Source organism: Pseudomonas sp., assembly GCF_049301935.1.
Lineage (GTDB): Bacteria > Pseudomonadota > Gammaproteobacteria > Pseudomonadales > Pseudomonadaceae > Aquipseudomonas.
Genome location: NZ_JBAQLP010000144.1, coordinates 1 through 13503, shown reverse-complemented (window position 1 = coordinate 13503; position 13503 = coordinate 1). Strand labels below are relative to the sequence as shown.

Genomic DNA, 13503 nt, shown 5'->3' with positions numbered 1-13503 from the left:
GTTCGGGCCTTTGGACTGGCCGCCGAACGGACGCTGATAGATGCGGCCCTGCTCGGTACGGGAGAACGGCCGACCCATGTGTTCCAGTTCGAATACAGCCTCAGGACCCACGGAGCACATATATTCGATAGCGTCCTGGTCACCGATATAGTCGGAACCCTTGACGGTGTCGTACATGTGCCAGCGCCAATCGTCGTTCGGGTCGGCCGAAGCGATGGCGCAGGTAATGCCACCCTGAGCGGACACAGTGTGCGAACGGGTCGGGAAGACCTTGGTCACTACTGCGGTTTTATGACCACCCTGAGCCAACTGCAGTGCAGCGCGCATACCGGCGCCGCCGCCACCCACGATGATGGCGTCATAAGAAAGAGTGCGAATGCTTGTCATGGATCAGTTACCCCAAAAAATCTGCACGCCCCAAACGAAAAACGCGAACATGGCAACGCCACACGCAGCCTGGAACAGAAAACGCACGGCAGTCGCCCACTTACCCAGCGCCATCGGCGTCAGGTAGTCGGTGGAAATTGTCCACATGCCAACCCAGGCGTGCACGCTGAGCGCCACCAGGGTCAACAGGCTGAAGATACGCATTGCGTTATTGGAGAACAGCGCCTGCCACTCGGCATAACCCAGACCCGGGTTAGACACGACAAAGCCAAGCAGAAACAGCACATAAGCCGCGAGGACGACAGCAGACACACGCTGCGCCATCCAGTCATACAGACCCGAACGCGAGAAATTCGTGACATTGGTTACCATATCCACACCCCCAGCAGCACGATCACGATCGCCGATACGACGAGAACGATTTGCGAGCCCAGCTTGCCGCCTTCCAGCGTCTCACCGATGCCCATGTCCATGATCAAGTGGCGTACACCTGCCACCAGGTGGTACAGCAGAGCGGACAACAGACCCCAAATCACAAACTTGGCCAGCGGGCTGGTCAAACACTCCTGCACCTGGGCAAAGCCCTCTGCGGACGACAGCGACTTGTCGAGGCCATACAGCAGAATGGCGATACCGACAAAGAGGATGACACCGGAGATACGGTGAAGAATGGACGTGTAAGCAGTGATTGGGAGTTTGATAGTCCTAAGGTCTAGGTTTACAGGTCTTTGGCTATTCACGGCTTTTTTATCACACTGAGAGCCCCTAACTATCAGGGCAAAGTTGTCGGGAAGTGCACTGGTCAGGTACCCATCACCCAAGGAGTGACAACTACCAAAAGACAGGCTAAAGCCCTTGGTAGCTGGGCGCAGAGTATAGACAGTTAGGTTACTAATGACAATGCAAAGCCCCCTACCTAAAAGCGCATTGCACACCTCTAATAAATGACGTAAAGGACCGCTTCAAACGCCCGAAAACCACCCGCAAACCCTTCTGCCGCCTGGGTTTTCGCAAATTGACATTCGAATTTATCTCACTATAGTGGTGCGGGCCCTGCGTGGGGGGCAGTCAGATGATTTCAAGCATAACTAGGAGGCCAAACATGGCTGACAAAAAAGCGCAGTTGATCATCGAGGGCGCAGCCCCCGTCGAGCTGCCCATTTTAACCGGCACCGTTGGTCCCGATGTAATTGACGTGCGGGGCTTAACCGCCACGGGCCGTTTCACATTTGATCCTGGCTTTATGTCCACCGCCTCATGCGAGTCGAAGATCACCTACATCGACGGCGACCAGGGCATCCTGCTGCACCGCGGCTACCCCATCGAACAGCTGGCAGAGCAATCCGACTATCTGGAAACCTGCTACCTGCTGCTCAACGGCGAATTGCCGACGGCAGAAGAGAAAGCCAAGTTCGTCAGCACCATCAAGAACCACACCATGGTTCACGAGCAACTGAAGACCTTCTTCAACGGCTTTCGCCGTGACGCTCACCCGATGGCCATCATGTGCGGTGTAGTCGGTGCCCTCTCGGCGTTCTACCACGACTCCCTGGACATCAATAACCCGCATCACCGCGAAGTATCGGCCATGCGCCTGATCGCCAAGATGCCAACCATCGCCGCCATGACCTACAAGTACTCCATGGGTCAGCCGATGATGTATCCGCGTAACGACCTGAACTACGCGGAAAACTTCCTGCACATGATGTTCAACACCCCGTGCGAGATCAAACCGATCAGCCCGGTGCTGGCCAAGGCCATGGATAAGATCTTTATCCTGCACGCCGACCATGAGCAGAACGCTTCGACCTCCACCGTACGCCTGGCCGGCTCTTCGGGTGCCAACCCGTTCGCCTGTATCGCCGCCGGTATCGCCGCCCTCTGGGGCCCGGCGCATGGCGGTGCCAACGAGGCCGTACTAAGCATGCTGGATGAGATTGGCGACGTGTCGAACATCGACAAATTCATCGCCAAGGCTAAGGACAAGAACGATCCGTTCAAACTTATGGGCTTCGGTCATCGCGTCTACAAAAACCGCGACCCGCGCGCCACCGTGATGAAGCAGACCTGCGACGAAGTACTCAAAGAGCTGGGCATCACCAACGATCCACAGCTGCAGTTGGCCATGCGCTTGGAAGAGATCGCCCTGACCGACCCGTACTTCAAAGAGCGCAACCTGTACCCGAACGTCGACTTCTACTCGGGCATCATCCTCAAGGCTATCGGTATTCCGACCAGCATGTTCACCGTGATCTTCGCCCTGGCGCGGACCGTCGGCTGGATCTCGCACTGGAAAGAAATGCTCTCCAGCCCATACAAGATTGGCCGTCCGCGCCAGCTATACACTGGCTACCAGCAGCGTGACCTGACGAAATAATTTGGGCCGCACTGCACAAAAAGGCCGACGGCTAATGCCAATCAGCTAAGCCTTCGACCTGGATGTGCCGCAGGTTAAAAACAAAATCCGATACCTGCTTCAGGTATCGGATTTTTTATGGCGCTGTAGCCGTTATATGTTGAATCCTGCGGGGCAGTTAGCTGGCGCCTGAGGCACAGCAGTGCGCAGCCTGGGCCAGGCAAACAGCAGTCCGACGTTCGAATCCACCGGGGTGCGGACCTGCATCGCGATTGAGCGCTTTGGCGCTTTACAGCGGCGGCACACCGCTATGGAAGCGAAACTCAATATCCGGCGACTCAATCAGCTCGCGCTCCACCACCCTCACCCGCTCGATGGCCTGCTCGACATCGCGGGCATCGCCGTACTGATAAGCCAGCTTCAGATAATTCTGAAAATGCCGCGCCTCACTTTTCAGCAAACCGAAGTAGAACTTACCCAGCTCCTCATCCAGGTGCGGCACTAATGCCTCAAAGCGCTCGCAGCTACGCGCCTCGATAAACGCACCCACCACCAGGGTATCCACCAGCTTGTGCGGTTCGTGGGTGCGCACCGCCTTGCGCAGGCCTGAGGCGTAGCGCGCCGCCGATACCGGGCGCAGAGCAATTTTGCGGCGCTTCATGATGCGCAGCACCTGCTCATGGTGCACCAGCTCCTCACGGGCCAAGCGCGACATGGCGTTGAGCAGGTCGACGTAAGTGCTGTACTTGGCCATCAGACTCAGCGCGGTGCTAGCAGCCTTGAACTCACAGTTTTTGTGATCGATCAGCAGCGTCTGCTGGTCAGCCAAGGCAGCGGTGATCCAGCCATCTGGCGTGCGGCAGCCAAGAAACTCATGAATCTCCGGCAAGTTCATCGGCACACCCTCAGTGTCCAGCAATGCCGGGATTGACGGGTGAACGCTCTGGGCAAATCATCGATTTCGGCTAACAGATACATAAATTCACAAAAATAGGCGGACGCAAGGGATGCGACTGGAAGGCCGCCATTATACGAATGAGCGCACGAACGGCCACCCGATTGACGTCGATCAAGCAGCAAGCCGGTGGCAACGATCTATAGTGATAAACAGTACGACTGACTGCACATGGAGATGATCATGCAAGCTATTCGCAGCATTTTGGTGGTGATGGAACCCAATCATACGGAAGACTTGGCCCTGAAACGCGCCAAGCTGATTGCCGGCGTAACTCAATCACACCTGCATCTGCTGGTGTGCGACAAGAAAAGTGATCACACCGGCTACCTGAGCGACCTCACCGGCCTGCTCAACAGTGAAGGTTTCAGCACCTCCAGCCAGCAGGCCTGGGATGAAAACCAGCACCAGACCATCATCAATGTGCAACAGACCGAAGGCTGCGGCCTGGTGGTCAAACAGCACTTTCCCGACAACCCACTGAAAAAAGCCCTGCTCACCCCTGATGACTGGAAGTTGCTGCGCTACTGCCCGGCGCCGGTGCTGATGGTGAAAACCGAAAAATCCTGGGCGGGCACCGCCATCCTAGCGGCGGTCGATGTGGGTAACGCTGACAGCGAGCACCGCACCCTGCACACCAGCATCATCAGCCATGGCTTCGACATTGCCGCCCTGGCCAAGGCTGAGCTGCATGTAATCAGTGCTCACCCTACACCGATGCTTTCCGCCGCCGACCCGACCTTCCAGTTAAAGGAAACCATCGAAGCGCGCTACCGCGAACAATGTAAAGCGTTCCAAGCCGAATACGCGATCAGCGATGAGCGCCTGCATATCGCCGAAGGCCCGGCCGATGTGCTGATCCCACAGACAGCGCATCGACTTAACGCGGGCGTGACGGTGATCGGTACCGTGGCGCGCACCGGGCTTTCCGGCGCACTGATCGGTAATACCGCCGAGGTGATTCTTGACTCGCTGGAAAGCGACATTCTGGTGCTCAAGCCGGACGACATCATCGCCCACCTGGAAGAACTAGTAGCCGAGCGCTAATACCGGCTAGGTTAACCATCGCTTGATGGTTTAGCAGATAACCAACACAATCCGATGCTTATTCGGGCATCGGATTTTTTATGCAGCCTTCCACTCACCCGCATTGCCCCATGGCGCTGCTTACAATGCCAGAGCTACCAGGATGACTATCGTGACGCTGCACTTTTGCGCACTCGTCTACTGGAATCTGTCGGACGGTGCAATCACGCTGGGATAGCGGAAAATCAAGCAAAGCACGCTAACCAATCAGCACATGACGAGCAGAAACTCTCGAGTCTAGAGCTGGGCTATGGCCTGCAGCACGAGCCAATCACCGGCATACCCCGCTACGATATGAACTTCACCGCCTGCTTCTAGGCACTTCTGAGCGCACTCAACGCAGCCTTAGTGGATCATCCCGGCAACATCTCCCGCTACCGGGGCAAACTACCGGCCTCAGCCATGCATTACATCCCACTTATTGCAGGAAAAATCGCCGCTCGCCACAGCTAGCCAGGCCAAAAACCGCCACGCACTCAAGCAAAAACACCTGGATTTTTATATAGCCAACTTATGCATTGCCGCTCAGTTTGAGCCGTGCAGCCTGGGTGAAATCCAGCATACGCTTGAGCGGCTTGATCGCCCGGGGAATCAAGGCCGGGTCGACGAAGATCTCATTGCTGCCTTCGCGCAGGCACGCCAAGGTGCGCTGCAGGGTATTCATCGCCATCCACGGGCAATGCGCACAGCTGCGGCAGGCCGCGCCGTTACCGGCGGTTGGGGCGGCGACAAATTCCTTGTCCGGGCACAGCTGCTGCATCTTGTAGAAGATGCCGGCGTCGGTGGCGACGATAAAGGTCTTGTTCGGCAAGCGCTGCGCGGCGGCGATCAGTTGACTGGTAGAACCCACCGCATCGGCCAGATCGATCACCGCCGTCGGCGACTCGGGATGCACCAGCACGGCTGCATCCGGGTACAGCGCCTTCATATCTGCAAGCTGCTTGGCCTTGAACTCCTCGTGAACGATGCAGGCACCGTCCCACAGCAGCATGTCGGCCCCGGTCTGGTTCTGGATATAACGCCCCAGATGCTGATCCGGTGCCCAGATGATGCTTTCGCCGTTGTCCATCAGGTGCTCGACGATTTCCACCGCGCAACTGGAGGTCACCACCCAATCGGCGCGCGCCTTCACCGCCGCCGAGGTGTTGGCATACACCACCACGGTACGTTGCGGATGCTGATCGCAGAACGCCGCAAACTCATCCACCGGGCAACCCAGATCGAGCGAGCAGGTGGCTTCCAGCGTCGGCATCAGCACGCGCTTTTCCGGATTGAGGATTTTCGCCGTTTCGCCCATAAATTTAACCCCGGCGACCAGCACGGTCTGCGCCGGGTGCTGATTGCCGAAGCGGGCCATTTCCAGCGAGTCGGAAACGCAGCCGCCGGTTTCTTCGGCCAGCGCCTGCAGCACCGGGTCGCAGTAATAGTGCGCCACCAGCACGGCGTTCTGTTTTTTCAGCTCGACGGCGATTTCGGCACGGTAAAAGGCCGCTTGCTCAGGTGTCAGCGGCTTGGGCTGCTTGGCATCGAGGTGGGCTTGCACCAACAGTCGTTCGGTAATCTGGGTCATGTCATCAGGCTCTGAATATGCTTTCAGTGCAGCGAGTATACCCGCCTGCATGGCGCCGGAGCAGGCAGCTTGCTGCCACGCACAGGCGATAAAAACGACAGATACAAAAAAGCCCGAAAATTCCTTAATCAGAACTTTCAGGCTTCTTGACCTTCCGCGGAAGGAAATATGGTGGGTCGTGTGGGATTCGAACCTACGACCAATTGGTTAAAAGCCAACTGCTCTACCAACTGAGCTAACGACCCGACGCGAGGCGCATGATACTGATTTAATTCAGGAATTCAACACTTCGCGAAAAATTTTTAGAAATAACGAGTGGGGTCCATTACTCCAGCCGCTGCAAAACCAGCTGCGCGCAGACGGCAGCTGTCACATTTGCCACAGGCGCGACCCTGATCATCCGCCTGGTAGCAGGACACGGTCAGCGCGTAATCAACGCCCTGCCGAACACCAGCCTGGACGATCTCAGCCTTACTCATGGCTTGCAGCGGAGCCTGAATACGGAAGCCCTGCCCTTCTACCCCAGCCTTGGTGGCCAGATTGGCCATGCGCTCAAAGGCCTCAATAAACTCCGGACGGCAATCCGGGTAACCGGAATAATCCACCGCATTGACGCCGATAAAGATATCCCGCGCACCCAGCACTTCGGCCCAACCCAGCGCGAGCGACAGGAACACCGTATTGCGCGCCGGCACATAGGTCACTGGAATACCCTCGGTCGGGCTTTCCGGCACAGCGATGCTGGCGTCGGTTAACGCCGAGCCGCCCATGCCATTGAGATTCAGGCCGATCACCTTGTGCTCGACCACACCCAGTTGCCGCGCCACCTGCTCAGCTGCCTGCAATTCGGAGCGATGGCGCTGACCGTAGTCGAAACTCATGGTGTAGCAGCTGTAGCCATCGGCCTTGGCCAACGCCACCACGGTGGCCGAATCCAGGCCGCCTGACAGCAGAATTACCGCTTTCTTATCGCTCATTTCAATGTCCCGGCTCATCATTCCAGAGAATCTTGTGCAGCTGCATCTGCAGGCGAACTGGCAGGTTGTCGGCAATGATCCACTCGGCCAACGAGCGCGCATCCAGCTCATGGTGGCTGGGCGACATCAGCACTTCGCTAACGCGCTTATCCAGGCGGTACTGGATCAGCTTGCTCACCGCCCAGTCGTAGTCCTCACGGGAGCAGATAACGAACTTGACCTGATCGTTGGGCGTCAGCAGGTCGATATTCTCATAACGATTGCGCGCCACCTCGGCAGAGCCCGGGGTCTTCAGATCGAGCACCTTGCTTACCCTCGGGTCGACCGCCGATACATCGAGGGCGCCACTGGTTTCCAGCGACACCTCATAGCCGGCGTCACACAGACGCTTGAGCAGAGCAATACAGTTGGGCTGCGCCAACGGCTCACCACCGGTCACACAGATATAGCGCGGTTTGTAGCCGGCCACTTGCTCGATGATAGCGTCCAGCGAGATGATTTCGCCGCCACTAAAGGCATAGGCGGTATCGCAGTATTGGCAACGCAGAGGGCAGCCGGTCAGGCGAACGAACACAGTCGGCAAGCCGGCGGTGCGTGTCTCGCCCTGCAGCGAGTAGAAAATCTCGGTAATTCGCAGGGTATCTTGCATATCAGCCACGGGCGTGACAGCTAAACAGGCCGTCCGCCTCCGTTGCGGGAAAAGGGGCGCGGATTGTATACGAAAAAGACTGCCCGTAGCAGTTTTTAACGTCGCATAGCAACGACCCGGAGGGTGGCTGCCAGGGATGGCAGGCCATAAAATTCATAACGCCGCATGAGAAGGCGCCAGGCGAATCATTGAATAATCGCCAATAAGAAACCCGCGTAAAGCGCGGGTTTCTTGACCATCCATAAAGAGCTTAAGGCAAACGTTGCAAATCTCGCTGCGCCAGCTGAGCAGCCGAGCTACCCGGATACTGGGCAATCACCTGCTGCAGAATACCTTTGGCCTTGTCGCTATTGCCCAGGCGCTGCTCGACATCAGCCAGCTTGAACAGCGAGTCCGGCACCTTGGCGTGGCTCGGGTAAGCCTGACTTACCCGTGCAAAAGCCTGCCCCGCACCCTGCAGATCACCCTTGGCCAGGTTCACCTCGCCCAGCCAGTACTGCGCGTTGCCGGCGTACTGACTGTTCGGGTATTTGCGCAGGAAAGCGGCAAACGCCTGGCTGGCCTTGTCGAAGTCCTTGGCCTTGATCAGGTCAAAGGCCGCTTCATAGAACAGCTTTTCCTTTGCTGGGTCGGCCGGCTCATTACTGACCGGCGCTTGTGCCTGCCCCGCCGCTGGCGGAGTAGGTGTACCACTGGCATTGATTGCGCCAGTGGCTGAAGAATTCTGATTGGTCGCAGCACCTGCTGCACCACCACTCACACGTCGGTCAAGATCCTGATAACGCTCCAGGCTTTCTTGCTTCAGACGTTGAATTTCATTCTGTTGCTCTTCCAGCATACCGCGCAGCTGAGCGATCTCTTCCTGCATCTGCTGCAACTGGTTGAACAGCATGCCCTGCGCCGTGACAGGGGCCGCAGCCCCTGACACAACGGAGGTGCCGGACGTACCGTAACCAGCAGGCGGGTAACTGCTGCCGTAACCGGCATTGTTATCCACCACGGGAACCTCAGCCCAGGCCGCAAGCGGCAGGCTGAGCGCCAAAACGGTTAAAGCACGACGGCACGTACGCATATCGAATTACTTACGCAGTTCGACGCGACGGTTTTGAGCCCACGAGGACTCGTCGTTGCCAGTGGCGATTGCACGCTCTTCACCGTAGGAAACCAGTTCCAGTTGAGCCGGGGAAACGCCCTGCAGTACCAGGTAACGCTGCACAGCTTTGGCGCGACGCTCGCCCAGAGCCATGTTGTATTCACGAGTACCGCGCTCGTCAGCGTGGCCTTCCAGAACTACGCGAGCGCCATTGCCTTGCAGGTCTTTGGCGTGCACGTCCAGAGCGCGCATGGCCTCTGGCTTCAGGTCGGAGCTGTCGTATTCGAAGTAGAAGGTGGTGATAGCGCGCAGAGCAGCTTCTTCGCTCAGGCTGCCATCAACAGCGCCAGTGTTGGCACCGTAACCAGCGTTTGGATCGGTAGCGCCTTCGCCAGCAGCGTCGCCGCCTTTCGAGGAGCAACCAACTGCGACGGCCAGAGCCAGGCTCAGCGCGGCGAACTTACCAAATTTCAGCATTTCCATCATGTAACTCCTAATGAACCCCAGTGTGTTAAGCAGTATTTCAAGCAACAACGGTGTAGCGCCGCATCAGTTCAGGTAAGGGGACCAAGAAGGCTCTCGAACTTCGCCTTGAGCGGTAGGAAGAGGGAGCCTCACGCGACCATTAGTGGACGCCAATACCAAGACTCCCCGACCCTGCTGGCGGGTGGCGTAGATTACCATGGTGCCGTTAGGCGCAACAGTAGGCGACTCATCCAGACTGGTGTCTGAAAGAATGCGCAAATTGCCGCGCTGCAGGTCTTGCGCCGCCACTTTGAACACGGTGTAACCATCCTGGCGGTGAATCATCACCAGGGTCTTCTCATCGGCAGAAAGTTTCGGGTTAGCGTTGTAGTTACCGATAAAGGTCACACGCTCTGCCGAACCGCCATTGATATTGGTTTTGTAGATCTGCGGCTTGCCGGAACGATCCGAGGTGAAGTACAAAGTCTGACCGTCTTTACCCCAGAATGGTTCGGTATCGATCGATGGCTGAGTGGTCACACGGCGCAGCTGACGGCTACCCATGTCCATCACATAGATTTCCGGGTTGCCGTCACGCGACAGTACGAAGGCCAGACGATTGCCATCCGGTGACCAGGCTGGCGCGCCATTCAGGCCTTCAAAATTGGTGATCTGCTCGCGACGGCCCGTGTCGATATGCTGCACGAAGATCCGTGGGCGCTTCTGCTCGAACGACACATAGGCAATGCGACGACCATCCGGAGCGAACGACGGCGAGAGGATCGGCTCGCGCGATTGCAGCAAGGTCACCGCGCGGGCACCGTCGTAGTCGGAGCGCTGCAGGGTGTAACGGGTGTTGCTAACCGAGAAGCGCTCCGCGGTGACGTAGAGCATGCGCGTGGAAAACGCGCCCTTAACGCCAGTGAGCTTCTCAAACGACTGGTCGGCGATGTGGTGCGCCATATCGCGCAGCTGATCGACACCACCACCGACACTGCCAGTCATGACCTGCTGCTGAGTGGTGACGTTGAACAGGGCAAACTGAATCTGCAGACGACCGGCGCTCGGCACAATGTTGCCGACCAGTACGTACTGTGCGCCCAGGGCCTGCCAGTCGCGGTAGATCACTTCAGCCGCCTGAGTCGGCAGGCTGATCATATTCTGCCGAGGAATCGGCTCGAACACGCCAGAATTGCGCAGGTCATTGCCGATGATTTCGGCCATATCCTCGGGCAACACGCTGCCACCCTGCCAGCCAAACGGCACCACGGCGATGGGTGTGGCACGGTCGGTGCCACTGCTGATCACCAGCGGATCAGCGGCCTGAACGGTGCCGACCAGTAGGGTCAGACCGAGCAGAACAAGACGCATCAGGGTATTCACAGACCTAAATCCTCCGGTTTGAAGACAGCGCGACGCTGCCGGTAAAGGCGATCAAAAGTGGCGCGGTCCAGCTGTTGCATTTCAGCAATACGGCCAACGTTACGCACCGCTTGCACGGCCGAGTTATCAAATGGCGAGTCGCCACTGGAGCGCGTCACGCTGGCATTGGTAATGGTGCCATCGGGCAGCATTTCGATCAGTACTTCTACGCTCATGCCATTACGTGCAGATGGCGGGCGTCGCCATTGCTGGCTGACCAGCATAACAATCAGGTCATCCAGGCTGCCGGCGACTTCATCGCCGACGGTATCGGCGATTGCCTGCTGGCGACCGACATCCTCGGACAGCAGCTCAGCCAGTGCAGCCGCCTTCTTGTCTTCTACAGACTTACGCTGAGCCGCTTCAGCCGCCTTCTTCTTGGCATCATCAGCCGCCTTTTTCTTCGCAGCTTCAGCGGCGGCTTTCTTCTTCGCCTCTTCTGCCGCTTTTTTCTTCGCGTCTTCAGCAGCCTTTTTCTTGGCCGCCTCATCCGCCGCTTTCTTCTTGGCTACATCGGCGAGCTTCTTCTGCTCGGCGGCCTTCTTATCGGCATCGGCCTTTTTAGCAGCGTCGGCTTTCTGAGCCTCTTGCGCTTTCTTTTGTTCCGCAGCCTTGGCCGCAACTTTTTCCTGCTCGGCCTTTTTCTGCTCAAGTTGTTCGGTTTCATACACCGGAGCAGTAGTTTTCTTGGTTTCGCCTGCAATTTTCTGATTGGTCTGGGTAGTGGCCTGACTCTGCGATTGCAGCTTGTACAGAGTCGCCTGCACCACCGGCTTAGCCGGCGGCAGGTCCGGGGCAAAGGCAAAGCTGACGAACAGCATGGCAAACATGATGACGTGCAGCCCCACCGCCCAGACAACCGGCCAGAACAGACTTTCCGAGGGCGAACGCTCGCGCTGGTAGTGCATCAGGGGGCCTCGGTAATCAGCCCGACGTTACCCACGTCAGCCTGCTGCAAGCCGCCCATGGCCGCCATGATGGTGCCGTAATCGACGCTCTTGTCGCCGCGCACGAACACCTGTACCTGTTTACCAGTTGCCCGGCTCTGGCTGATGATCGCGGTCACTGCGCGGGTCATTTCTTCCAGGGTCAGCGCTTTGTCCTGCACGGTGTCGACATCAACCTCGGTGCCCATATTCCAGTAGTAGGTCTTGTCGGCCTTGATCGAGATGGTCAGCACCTGAGCGTTATTGTCCTGCGGCAAGACTTCACTGCTGACTTGCGGCAGATCGACCTTTACCCCTTGATTGAGCATGGGCGCGGTCACCATAAAGATCACCAGCAGTACCAACATCACATCGATGTAGGGCACCACGTTCATCTCGGCGACGGGCTTGCGTCTATTGCGAATTCTCGCCATGACTGGTTCTGCCCTTTAGTCGTCCGAGGTATGCACTTTGCGGTGCAGAATCGCCTGGAACTCGTCGGCGAAGGTGTAGTAACGGCCAATCAGCATTTCGCCACGGGCGGCAAAGCGGTTGTAGGCAATTACCGCAGGAATCGCGGCGAACAGGCCGATGGCGGTGGCGATCAGCGCTTCGGCAATACCCGGAGCCACGGTGGCCAGGGTCGCTTGCTGCACCTGAGCTAGGCCGCGGAAGGAGTTCATGATGCCCCACACGGTACCGAACAGGCCGATATAGGGGCTGGTAGAACCGACAGTGGCGAGGAATGGCAGGCTCTGTTCCAGCTTCTCTTCCTCGCGCGAGATGGCCACGCGCATGGCACGCGCCACGGCATCCATCACCGCATCCGGATCGACCCCGGACTGCTGGCGCAGACGCGAGAATTCTTTGAAGCCGGCGCGGAAGATCTGCTCCAGACCGGAATCCGGGTCCGGGTTGCTGCCGGCCTGGCGATACAGCTTGGACAGGTCGATACCCGACCAGAAGCGCTCCTCGAAATTATCCAGGGCGCGCTTGGCCGCGCGCAGCAGAGCCGTGCGCTGGAAAATCATGACCCACGAAGTGACCGAGGCGGCCACCAACGTCAGCATTACCAGTTGCACCACCAGGCTGGCGTTGCTGATCAGACTCCACATCGACATGTGGTCAACGGCGTTGGCTTCCACGCTTACTCTCCTGCTCTAGATGTGCCCGCGCCGCACTGCCCGGCAAAGGCCGCGTGCAGAGCTTGAGGAATGGCCCGGGGTTTCAAATTGTCGGCGCGCACACAGGCCACCATAAACTGCCCTTCGCAGAGCAGCACATCATCCGTCGCCCGCCTGACCTGTTGACGAAAAACCAGGCTGGCACGGTTTAATTCGATTACCTCGGCGCTTACCAGCAACTCGTCGTCGAGCTTGGCCGGTGCGTGGTAGCGCGCCTGGGCCGAATGCACAACGAACAACAGGCCCTCCTCGGCCAACGTAGACTGGAGAAAACCCAGATCACGCAGGCGCTCGGTGCGAGCCCGTTCCATAAATTTGAGGTAATTGACGTAGTAGACGATGCCGCCTGCATCGGTGTCTTCGAAATAAACCCGACAGCGATGGGTGAACGGCGTAACTCCGTTTTGCGCGCGCATACTCTAGTGCCAGCTCC

The 13503-nt window shown here is 57.9% G+C and carries 16 protein-coding genes and 1 tRNA gene; 2 read left to right on the top strand and 15 right to left on the bottom strand.

Annotation, left to right across the window (positions count from 1 at the left end):
* The 3 genes from WA145_RS18945 to sdhC form a co-directional block, all read right to left on the bottom strand.
* On the bottom strand, positions 1-387 hold a 387-nt coding region (locus WA145_RS18945), incomplete at its 3' end, for an FAD-dependent oxidoreductase (protein WP_422583044.1).
* Positions 388-390: 3 nt separating this feature from the next.
* Positions 391-759 carry a succinate dehydrogenase, hydrophobic membrane anchor protein gene (sdhD, locus tag WA145_RS18940; protein WP_422583043.1) on the bottom strand — a complete coding sequence of 123 codons (369 nt, stop codon included), beginning with the start codon at positions 757-759 and terminating at the stop codon, positions 391-393.
* Positions 753-1127 carry a succinate dehydrogenase, cytochrome b556 subunit gene (gene sdhC, locus WA145_RS18935; RefSeq protein WP_422583042.1) on the bottom strand — a complete coding sequence of 125 codons (375 nt, stop codon included), beginning with the start codon at positions 1125-1127 and terminating at the stop codon, positions 753-755. Before sdhC ends, sdhD begins: the two co-directional genes overlap by 7 nt.
* A 362-nt stretch (positions 1128-1489) precedes the next feature.
* On the opposite strand from sdhC, the gene gltA reads away from it, so the two are divergent.
* Positions 1490-2764, top strand: coding sequence for a citrate synthase (gltA, locus tag WA145_RS18930; protein WP_422583041.1), 1275 nt, complete (start codon positions 1490-1492; stop codon positions 2762-2764).
* Positions 2765-3032: 268 nt separating this feature from the next.
* Here gltA and WA145_RS18925 read toward each other — a convergent pair whose 3' ends face one another.
* Positions 3033-3638, bottom strand: coding sequence for a tRNA-(ms[2]io[6]A)-hydroxylase (locus WA145_RS18925; protein WP_422583040.1), 606 nt, complete (start codon positions 3636-3638; stop codon positions 3033-3035).
* A gap of 243 nt (positions 3639-3881) precedes the next feature.
* On the opposite strand from WA145_RS18925, the gene WA145_RS18920 reads away from it, so the two are divergent.
* The gene (locus WA145_RS18920; protein ID WP_422583039.1) at positions 3882-4745 is read left to right on the top strand and encodes a universal stress protein; all 864 of its coding nucleotides are present in this window, start codon (positions 3882-3884) and stop codon (positions 4743-4745) included.
* A 550-nt stretch (positions 4746-5295) separates the two neighbouring features.
* On the opposite strand, the gene nadA is transcribed toward WA145_RS18920, so the two are convergent.
* The 11 genes from nadA to ybgC all read right to left on the bottom strand — a co-directional run bounded on the left by nadA (position 5296) and on the right by ybgC (position 13486).
* On the bottom strand, positions 5296-6354 hold the full coding sequence (nadA, locus tag WA145_RS18915; protein WP_422583038.1) for a quinolinate synthase NadA: 1059 nt from the start codon (positions 6352-6354) through the stop codon (positions 5296-5298).
* Between the two features lie 169 nt (positions 6355-6523).
* Positions 6524-6599, bottom strand: a tRNA-Lys gene (locus WA145_RS18910).
* Positions 6600-6656: 57 nt separating this feature from the next.
* On the bottom strand, positions 6657-7331 hold the full coding sequence (queC, locus tag WA145_RS18905) for a 7-cyano-7-deazaguanine synthase QueC (protein ID WP_422583037.1): 675 nt from the start codon (positions 7329-7331) through the stop codon (positions 6657-6659).
* A 1-nt stretch (position 7332) separates the two neighbouring features.
* The gene (queE, locus tag WA145_RS18900) at positions 7333-7980 is read right to left on the bottom strand and encodes a 7-carboxy-7-deazaguanine synthase QueE (RefSeq protein ID WP_422583036.1); all 648 of its coding nucleotides are present in this window, start codon (positions 7978-7980) and stop codon (positions 7333-7335) included.
* Positions 7981-8230: 250 nt separating this feature from the next.
* A complete protein-coding gene (gene ybgF, locus WA145_RS18895; RefSeq protein WP_422583035.1) occupies positions 8231-9052 on the bottom strand; it encodes a tol-pal system protein YbgF in 822 nt (273 codons plus the stop codon).
* Between the two features lie 6 nt (positions 9053-9058).
* Positions 9059-9556: a peptidoglycan-associated lipoprotein Pal gene (gene pal, locus WA145_RS18890; RefSeq protein ID WP_090252626.1), complete on the bottom strand. Its 498-nt coding sequence runs from the start codon at positions 9554-9556 to the stop codon at positions 9059-9061.
* 66 nt (positions 9557-9622) lie between these two features.
* Entirely contained in the window at positions 9623-10921 is a 1299-nt protein-coding gene (tolB, locus tag WA145_RS18885) for a Tol-Pal system beta propeller repeat protein TolB (protein WP_422583034.1), read from the bottom strand.
* Positions 10918-11868 carry a cell envelope integrity protein TolA gene (gene tolA / locus WA145_RS18880; RefSeq protein WP_422583033.1) on the bottom strand — a complete coding sequence of 317 codons (951 nt, stop codon included), beginning with the start codon at positions 11866-11868 and terminating at the stop codon, positions 10918-10920. The genes tolB and tolA overlap by 4 nt, the downstream gene beginning before the upstream one ends.
* Entirely contained in the window at positions 11868-12320 is a 453-nt protein-coding gene (gene tolR / locus WA145_RS18875) for a protein TolR (RefSeq protein ID WP_422583032.1), read from the bottom strand. The genes tolA and tolR overlap by 1 nt, the downstream gene beginning before the upstream one ends.
* 15 nt (positions 12321-12335) lie before the next feature.
* Positions 12336-13031 carry a protein TolQ gene (tolQ, locus tag WA145_RS18870; protein WP_304870633.1) on the bottom strand — a complete coding sequence of 232 codons (696 nt, stop codon included), beginning with the start codon at positions 13029-13031 and terminating at the stop codon, positions 12336-12338.
* 2 nt (positions 13032-13033) lie between these two features.
* Entirely contained in the window at positions 13034-13486 is a 453-nt protein-coding gene (gene ybgC, locus WA145_RS18865; protein WP_422583031.1) for a tol-pal system-associated acyl-CoA thioesterase, read from the bottom strand.
* Between the last annotated feature and the right edge of the window lie 17 nt (positions 13487-13503).